Source organism: Secundilactobacillus similis DSM 23365 = JCM 2765 (assembly GCF_001311075.1).
Taxonomy (GTDB): domain Bacteria; phylum Bacillota; class Bacilli; order Lactobacillales; family Lactobacillaceae; genus Secundilactobacillus; species Secundilactobacillus similis.
On the sequence record NZ_BBAD01000028.1, the window covers coordinates 26,435 to 35,073 of the forward strand.

The 8,639-nt window shown below is 42.7% G+C and carries 8 protein-coding genes and 1 pseudogene; 5 read left to right on the top strand and 4 right to left on the bottom strand.

What is annotated here, in order from left to right; translation table 11 throughout:
- The first annotated feature begins 45 nt into the window (after positions 1 to 45).
- Complete coding sequence (locus tag JCM2765_RS08025; RefSeq protein WP_054735884.1) at positions 46 to 936, top strand: ArsR/SmtB family transcription factor; 891 nt, start codon at positions 46 to 48, stop codon at positions 934 to 936.
- Positions 937 to 1,080: 144 nt separating this feature from the next.
- On the opposite strand, the gene JCM2765_RS08030 is transcribed toward JCM2765_RS08025, so the two are convergent.
- The 3 genes from JCM2765_RS08030 to JCM2765_RS08035 form a co-directional block, all read right to left on the bottom strand.
- Positions 1,081 to 1,260, bottom strand: coding sequence for a hypothetical protein (locus JCM2765_RS08030; protein WP_054735885.1), 180 nt, complete (start codon positions 1,258 to 1,260; stop codon positions 1,081 to 1,083).
- Between the two features lie 147 nt (positions 1,261 to 1,407).
- Entirely contained in the window at positions 1,408 to 1,644 is a 237-nt protein-coding gene (locus JCM2765_RS18755) for an aldo/keto reductase (RefSeq protein WP_263849378.1), read from the bottom strand.
- Between the two features lie 11 nt (positions 1,645 to 1,655).
- Positions 1,656 to 2,375: an aldo/keto reductase gene (locus JCM2765_RS08035; RefSeq protein ID WP_263849379.1), complete on the bottom strand. Its 720-nt coding sequence runs from the start codon at positions 2,373 to 2,375 to the stop codon at positions 1,656 to 1,658.
- Positions 2,376 to 2,471: 96 nt separating this feature from the next.
- Between JCM2765_RS08035 and JCM2765_RS08040 the strand changes: the two genes are divergently transcribed.
- Positions 2,472 to 2,873, top strand: a complete 402-nt coding sequence (locus tag JCM2765_RS08040) for a MerR family transcriptional regulator (protein ID WP_054735887.1) — start codon at positions 2,472 to 2,474, stop codon at positions 2,871 to 2,873.
- A 106-nt stretch (positions 2,874 to 2,979) separates the two neighbouring features.
- On the opposite strand, the gene JCM2765_RS08045 is transcribed toward JCM2765_RS08040, so the two are convergent.
- Positions 2,980 to 3,864, bottom strand: a complete 885-nt coding sequence (locus JCM2765_RS08045; RefSeq protein WP_054735889.1) for a helix-turn-helix domain-containing protein — start codon at positions 3,862 to 3,864, stop codon at positions 2,980 to 2,982.
- Between the two features lie 183 nt (positions 3,865 to 4,047).
- Here JCM2765_RS08045 and JCM2765_RS19270 point away from each other — a divergent pair.
- From JCM2765_RS19270 to JCM2765_RS08060, 3 genes and pseudogenes are all read left to right on the top strand, one after another.
- A pseudogene (locus JCM2765_RS19270) lies at positions 4,048 to 6,116 on the top strand (beta-galactosidase).
- Positions 6,117 to 6,134: 18 nt separating this feature from the next.
- Positions 6,135 to 7,454, top strand: coding sequence for an MFS transporter (locus JCM2765_RS08055; protein ID WP_054735890.1), 1,320 nt, complete (start codon positions 6,135 to 6,137; stop codon positions 7,452 to 7,454).
- Between the two features lie 135 nt (positions 7,455 to 7,589).
- On the top strand, positions 7,590 to 8,015 hold the full coding sequence (locus tag JCM2765_RS08060) for a hypothetical protein (protein WP_054735892.1): 426 nt from the start codon (positions 7,590 to 7,592) through the stop codon (positions 8,013 to 8,015).
- The last annotated feature ends 624 nt before the right edge of the window (positions 8,016 to 8,639 follow it).

Here is an 8,639-nt window from a genome sequence, read left to right on the forward strand (position 1 = left end):
TTGTTTATTAAATAACAAGAAACGAAAACATTGGAGATGTTTTGCATGGAAACAGATATTTCAGATAGCTCGCTACCCGTTTTTAAAGCATTAGCCAGCCCCGTTCGGTTACACATTATTCAAAAATTATCCAATCGTAAGATGAGTGTTCAGGACCTAGCGACCGAACTTAAGTTAAGTGATACCATCATTTTGATGCATTTAAATAAACTCGCACAGGCCGGCATCGTTAAGTTTGAACGCGTTGGTCATAACAAAGTGTCTCGCCTGCAGGTGGATAACATTAACGTCCACTTTCCTCAGGCCATTTATTCAGAATTTGAACATTACGAAACCCAGGTGCCTGTTGGTCACTTTACCAACTTTTCGGTGACCCCTTCCTGCGGTTTAGCGGGAAAAGACGACTACATCGGTAAAGTTGATAATCCAGCTTACTTTATGGACCCCGCCCGAATAAGCGCCGGTATGATCTGGTGGTGCAACGGCTTTGTCGAGTATCAATTTCCCAACTACCTCGCCAAAAACGATAAACTAGAGATGCTCGATCTCTCGATGGAACTCGGCTCAGAATTTCCTTTTTCAAATAACGTATGGCCTTCTGATATCACGTTCTACATTAACGGTACTGAAATTGGAACGTGGACTAGTCCCGGTGACTTTTCAGATATTCGTGGTAAGTACACCCCTGAATGGGTGCCTGATAACGTTAACCAGTATGGTGTCCTGAAAACCCTTCGCTTGACTCATGATGGGAGTTTCTTAGAGGGTCAACCGTTTACCAATGTGTCTTTGGAAGATCTAGACACCCATCGCGAAACCTTCTCTGTTCGGTTTGGGATTAAGAAGAATGCGAAAAATAATGGGGGTTGCTGCATCTTTGGACACGGATTTGGGAATTATAATCAAGATATTGAAATGAAGTTATTTCATAGTTAGGATGCGAAATAGGCGCCTTGCTGAAACCCTAAAGTTGGGTTTAGTAAGACGCCTATTGATATGCGTTGTTGAGCTTGGGTCAGCTTTGGAGAATAATACTGGCGTTACGAATTGGAATATATTTCATTCACTTTAATTAGGTCATCACACTATTCCGCTATGATCCGATTCAGATAACCAGCGCGTTTTCAACTCTTCAAAATCGTCGACTACTTCACCGGTATCCTCAATCAACCCCAATTCTTCCAACTTCGCAATTATCATTGCCTGTTCAACTTCAACTGGTAATTCACGATAATGATCAAGGCTATCTCTAGTAGTCATTTTTCCCATCTCCTTAGAACCTATTATTTTTAGTATAACTTGTTCGCTGGTTACCACCAAACAATCGCCTTTGGTTGCACAATTAAATGCCGTGATCAACACCTCACGGGTATTCATCACGGCTTTTAATCGGATTTATTCCAGAATCTACCCAATTACCCGGAAAAACTTCTTAAACCCCAACAACTCATCGATCTGCTTAAAGTAACTCTCCGGAATTACCAAATCCAACGCCTTCAAATTATTCTTCAATTGAGCCGGCTTGCTGGCACCGGTAATCAAACTGGTAATTTGCGGTTTCCGCAACGTCCAAGCTAACGCAAAGGTTGCTAAGTCAGTATCTAAGCTTTCGGCCATCTTGATCAACGCTTCAACCTTATCCAAATTTTCATCCGTCAGTAAGGCTGAATCTGATCCTGATACGTTGCCCGTGAACCAGCTGGAATCGGTTGTCCCTTCCGGTATTTACCAGTTAACAGCCCTTGTGATAGCGGCGAAAATGGCACGATGCCAAGGCCTAGCTTATCACAAACGTCAATCAATTCATGTTCAATGTAGCGATCAAACATGTTGTATTGGGGTTGAACCACTGACATTGGGTGCAAGCCTAACTTTTGAATCACCAACTGGGCTTCCAAAATCTGGACCGGCCGCCATTCGCTGACGCCATAGTACAAAATCTTCCCTTGGTCGATCAAGTCACTCATGGCTTGCAAGGTTTCCTCTAATGGCGTTTCAGGGTCGAACCGGTGGGCAAAATACAGATCTAAGTGATCCGTTTGTAAGTTCTTCAACGACTGATCCACTGATTCAAAGATATGTTTCCGTGACAGTCCACGGTCGTTAATGCCATCGCCGGTTGGGAAAAAGACTTTGCTGGAAATGATCAATTCTTTGCGGTCATATTGCTTCAATGCCTTACCCAAAAAGCGTTCAGCCGCGCCACCACTGTACGCATCCGCACAGTCAAAGAAGTTGACGCCGTTTTCGTATGCGAGCTTAATACTTTGAGCTGCTAGGTCCTGGGCCTTAGAATCGCTAACATCGGTCATCCAGCTACCTAATGCAATTTCGCTAACCTGTAATCCTTGTTTAACTAAATGTCGGTATTTCATGATTTAAGTCGCTCCTTTATTTTAGAATCCGTTTCCAAAATCATAGCACTTAAAGTATGCTTGAAGTAAAGGCTAATTTGAAAGAAGTTGACATTGATGCAGACTTATTCAATTCACGAAGTTGCAGCTAAGTTCGATTTACCGCTCTCCACGCTACGTTATTACGAAACGGCAGGTCTAATTCCAGGCGTTGAACGCAACGGTAAAAATCGGGTGTATACGGTTGATAACGTCGAACGCATTCGGGCGTTACTTTGTTTTAAAAACACCGGCATGTCAATTGCCGAACTACGGACCGTTTTTCACTATGAAGATGATGAACCGGACTTGGATAAGCTAATTACCTTGTTGGACAACCACTGCCAGCAGGTTGAAGAACAGTTGACTCTGTTGGAGCAGAATTATCATCATATTCAGAGTAAGGTGAATTACTATAAGGCGATTCGACAGGCGAAGCAGACTGGTAGTGAGATGCCGGTGTGGGATGATTTTTTATAAAACAAAATAAACAGGCCGTTAACAATCCACTTATGAGTAGATTATTAACCGACCTATTTCATTTTCATGCTTGGCCAAACCATACCATTTTTTATCCTTTTAAAACCTACCGACTATTCTCTTGCCCCTGTTTTCGAAATTGACTCGGTGAAATATCAGTCCACCGTTTAAACTGGCGACTAAAATTGGCTAAATTTCGATACCCTAATGCACTCCCGATATCATTGATCGAATACTGTGGCTTCCCTAACAGCTTTTTAGCTTCGTTAATTTTCAACTTTGACAAGTAATCTCGTGGTGAGATACCATACGTTTCCTTAAAAATCCGAAACCCATATCCGTTACTAAAACCGATTTTAGCGATTGCTGAAGAAACTTCAACCATACGATCATCTGGAATATAGCCATTTTTCACGTAATTAAGAACTTGAGTCGTTAACTGTTCCTTGAGATAGTCTGCCATTAACCGAGCATACTCAGTGCTGGTCGTGGCATTGCTGTGCTGACTACGTTTTGTTGCCTGGAAAAAGATTCGAAGGATTTTTGATAACTCAATTTGAATCACCATTTTTGTGTCAAAATCAAACGATTCATCAGCTACCAATGAATCAAGCTTGTCAAAGTGTGGCTTGAGTTGTTTTGATAAGTCACTGTCTTTCTCATAGTCATAATTGAGTCCTTTAATCAGCTGGACTTTCAGCGCTGGATCATCAATATCAAAGTGAAAACAAAAGTATTTAAGACTCTCTCCCGCCCAAACCTGATGTAAAAATTCTGGTGGCACAAGGAAAAAATCACCAGCCTTCAACGTATAAACGTTACCGTAAATTTTAATAAATTCTTGCCCGGCCAACACGTAGATACATTCAAATGCATAGTGTTTCTCCATTGGCACAATCCAATCTGCTCCAACCAGCTGTTCATGTGCGCCAAAGAAAGTTAGATTCCAATCAAGTACTGGTAACCGCTTGGCATCCTTCATAAAATCCATTGATATTTCGCCTCCCCCAAACCAACGTAACTTTGTTAAGTTCTATACTAAAGTCATATTTGGATAAATTCAAGCTTAGTTTTCACATATACAATTTCTAACTAACCTGACATACTGAATACAGATAAAGAAAGCGCTTTCTGAATCAAATAACTTGTACCTACGAAAGGAGATCTTTAATTCATGAAATTTAATCAGTTCCTTTACGGTGCCGCTTACTATTACGAGTACTTGCCATACGACCGCCTCGATAAAGATATCGAGATGATGCAGGCAGCTAATATTAACGTTGTTCGAATCGGGGAAAGTACATGGAGTACGTACGAACCCAAGAAGGTACCTTCGACTTCAGCAAACTTGATAAAGTTGTTAACGCTATGGAAAAGGCCGGTATTAAAGTTATTATCGGTACTCCGACATATGCCATTCCAACATGGATGGCTAAAAAATATCCTGACGTGATGCTGACTGACAAATCCGGTAAACGAGAATACGGCTCTCGTCAAATCATCGACATTACCAATCCAGTTTTCCGACACCTCTCAGAACGAATCATCCGCAAAATGGTTAGTCGAACCGTCAACCATCCAAACGTTATCGGCTTCCAAGTCGACAACGAAACAAAACATTTTAACACCAGTAGCCAAAACGTCTACATTGGGTTTCAAAAATGGTTGAAACAAAAATTTGATGGTGATTTAGATGCGCTTAACGCCGCCTACGGTCTGGATTATTGGAGTAACCGAATCAATGCATGGGAAGACTTTCCACCAGTAAATACAACGATTAACGGTAGTCTTGGAACTGCATTTGAAGAATATAAACGGACCTTAGTCGTTGATTTCTTAAGTTGGCAAGTTAATATCGTCAACGAATACAAACGAAATGATCAATTTGTAACTAATAACTTCGATATGGAATGGCGGAAGTTATCGTTCGGTCTCAATCCCGATGCTAATCATTTCGAGATTTCCAAAGCCTTTGACGTCACCGCAGTCGATGTTTACCACCCATCTCAAGATAACCTAACTGGTACCGAAATTGCGTTTTGTGGTGATATGGCTCGATCAACTAAGGACGCCAACTATATCGTCATGGAAACTGAAGCCCAAGCCTTTCGTCATTGGGTGCCATACCCTGGTCAACTTAAGTTACAGGCCTATTCACACATTGCTTCTGGTGCCAACATGATTAGTTACTGGCACTGGAGTTCCCTTCATAACAGTTACGAAACGTATTGGAAGGGTCTCTTAGGGCATGATTTTAAGCCAAATCCAGTTTACAACGAAGCTAAAACGATTGGCGCCGATCTCAATGCATTAAGTGACACCTTCACTAACACAAAGAAACAAAACCGGGTTGCATTTGTCGTTAGCAACCAAGCTATGAGTGCCGTTGATTGGTTCCCGTACAAGAACACCATTTTTGATAAAACCGATGAACACCAGTACAACGATGTGTTGCGGAGTTACTACGATCCGTTATACCGACTTAATGTAGAAGCCGATATTCGCCAAATTGGTGACGAACGCATCAACAACGATAACTACGACTTTTTAATCGTCCCAATGCTCTATTCCGCAACTGACGATCAACTCAAACAACTCAATGAGTTTGTTGAACAAGGTGGGACAATTCTTTACTCGTTCCGTTCCGGCTTTACGGACCAAAACGTCAAGGTACGAACCGAAACTCAACCTGCTATTATTTCCAAATCCGTTGGCGCTGAATATGAACTCTTTGTAGAACCTGATAAGCACTACGGTATCGATCAACCAAGCGACAACATGACCATTACTGGAACGGACGATCTACCAACCGTTCAAGCACAACCTGTGCGTTACTGGGCCGAATTGCTAACGCCAACGACTGGTAATGTTCTGGCAACTTACGACCATCCTTATTGGGGGAAATATGCTGCGATTACCGAAAATACTTTTGGTAAGGGCCACGTTTACTACGCAGGATCCTACCTTAACGCAACAACAATTTCAGCACTTTACGAACGTATTCTAAAAACTATCAGTCTGTGGTCAGATCGGCAATCACAAACTTTTCCAATTATTAACAAGCAATTAATTACCGCTTCCGGCGATAAACTCGACTTTTACTTCAATTATTCTAACGATGCCCACAAAGTTACTTTCGAGTCTGAGTCAGGCACCGAATTGCACGAACACAGCAACCTCACGAAGGGTCAAACCTTCACCCTTGAGCCATGGACGGTCAGGGTCTTTATGGTTGCCCAATAACGAAAAGAGGAACTTACATTGGATGCAAATCATTCAGAAACACCGCAGTCAAATTGGCACGCAACTGTTGCTGACGAACAGCAACCCAAGACACCAATCCTAGTCGGGATTGCCGTTGCACTGGGCGCCTTACTTTGGTTAGCACCATTTATGGGTTTGAATTCCATTTTGAATCCTGCAAAACTTGCCAATATTTTTGGTGGACCTGGCGCAAAGGTCAATAACTTCTTAGCCTTACTAGGAACGTTAGGTGCCGTTACTTCAACGATTACCACCATTATCATTGGTGCTCTTTCTGACCGAACCCGTTCACGCTTCGGCCGCCGGACACCTTGGATTCTCTGGGGTTCCATTCTTACCGCAGCTGTTATGGTTGGCCTAGGACTTATTAAAGATCAAAGTCAACTTCCTCTATTTATCATTCTGTGGTGCGGGATTCAAACCTTCATCAACATGATTGTTGCCCCACTGATTGCCGTTATCGCTGACCAAGTGGCGCCACAACATCGTGGTACTATTTCATCCATCTACGCCATTGGTTACGTTATTGGCCAGTATGGCGGACCGGTTATCGGTGGTCGTTTCCTTAGTACTAGCAATCCCGGATTAGTTAACACCGGTTACTTCATTTTAGCCATTATGATGCTCCTCTCAGGCCCAGTTGCCGCAATTTTAATGCGTGAAAAATCCAGTTTAGATATGCCAAAGGAAAAATTGGATATGAGTGGCTTTGTGAAAGCCTTTATCTTCCCAATCCATAAAGTCCGCAACTTCTATCTTGCGCTATTCGGTAAAATGATGATCAACATTGCCGTAACCGCCTTTGGGACTTATCAAATCTTCTTCTTAACAACTGGGATGGGATTAGGGAGTACGGCCGCTGGTAAATACGTCTCACTCATGGGTACCGCTACGATGGTTACCGCCATCATCTTCTCGTCAACTTCCGGGATGATTTCAGATAAGCTGCATACTCGGAAATGGCCCGTTGCCTTTGCTGCGTTACTAACCGCTATTGGAACAATGTTGCCATTTATCTTACGGACACCATCCGCAATGATTTGGTATGGTATTATCGCTGGTACTGGTTCTGGGATTTTCTTCGCTGTCGATCAAGCCTTGAACCTAGAAGTTTTGCCCGATCCAGAAACCGCCGCTAAAGACTTAGGGATTCTCAACTTTGCGAATACTGGCGCTCAAATTTTGGCACCCGTTCTTGGCGCTGTGCTGTTCAGCATGGTTGGTAAGCAATATATGCCAATCCTACCATTCTTAGCTATTATTGCATTAGTCGGAGCCGTCTTAGTTCTGATGATCAACGAGCATAAAACAGTTTAATACTCATTCAGAAAACGTAGTGGTGATTATAGCACTACGCTTTTTGATTGGAACCGATTCATGTTAGTTACACTAATAATTCTACTTTTATTTTTAAATAATAAGGATACGATAGAAACATTAGGGGGCATTAACATGAAAAAAATTGGATTAGTAGCTTTAAGCCTAAGCTTAGGTCTAATAAGTGTATTTAGCGCTACTGATACTACTGCCAATGCGGATAAAGTTCATACTGGCATTCCCAAGGCCTTTCAGAATAAGACTTATAAGGCTAAATCATTTCGGGATGGTGGTCGAACTGATCACGCAACGATTAAATTTGGAACTAAGGCCATGCGCTATACATCCGCTTTTGCGGTTGATACCTACACCACATATAAAGTTAAGTACAAATACCTTGGTGGTCACGTTTACTACCTCGTTGGCCGAATTTACGGCAACGCACCAAAGGGTGGAATTGCTTGGCGATATAAGATTAAGTATTTTAGTGCGCACAAAATCTACGCACGCGATTTAACCGGTGCCAATCCAAAGTACACAGACTTTGTTTTTCGGCGGTAATAATCGTTAAAAATCCCAAAAAATAGAACAAGTTAACCCAAAAATTCACTGGGTAATTTGTTCTATTTTTGTAGGACTCGTTGTTGCCCATTACCTAGATTTCGGCGCCACTTGAACTGCAACGTTTCACTTTCCGGTAACATCCAAAACTTGCCCTTGCCTACAAAACCACTTTCCGACCACCACGCCGAAACGCGTTCGGAGAAGCAGAGAGCTATGTATAAGGGCACCATCAGTAAAGCTACCAAAAACCGGTAGCTTAGTTGTTGCCCATTGCTGAGTGCTTTTGGCGACGCGCATTCCTATTATATAGATTTCGGCGCCACTTAAACCATGATGTTTCGCTGCCTGGCAGCATCCTAAACTTGCCTACAAAACCACTTTCTGGCCACCACGCTGAAACGCGCTCGGCAAGGCAGAGAGCTGCATGTAAGTCAAAAACGGCAAGTCGCCCCCAAAACCAGGAATTGGTCGTTGCACATTACCAAGTGTTTCTGGCGACGCGCGTTCCTGCTACCTAGGTTTCGGCGCCACTCGAACTGTAACGTTCCGCTTTACGACAACATCCCAAACTCGCCTACAAAACCACTTTCTGCCACCACGCCGAAACGCACTCGGAGAAGC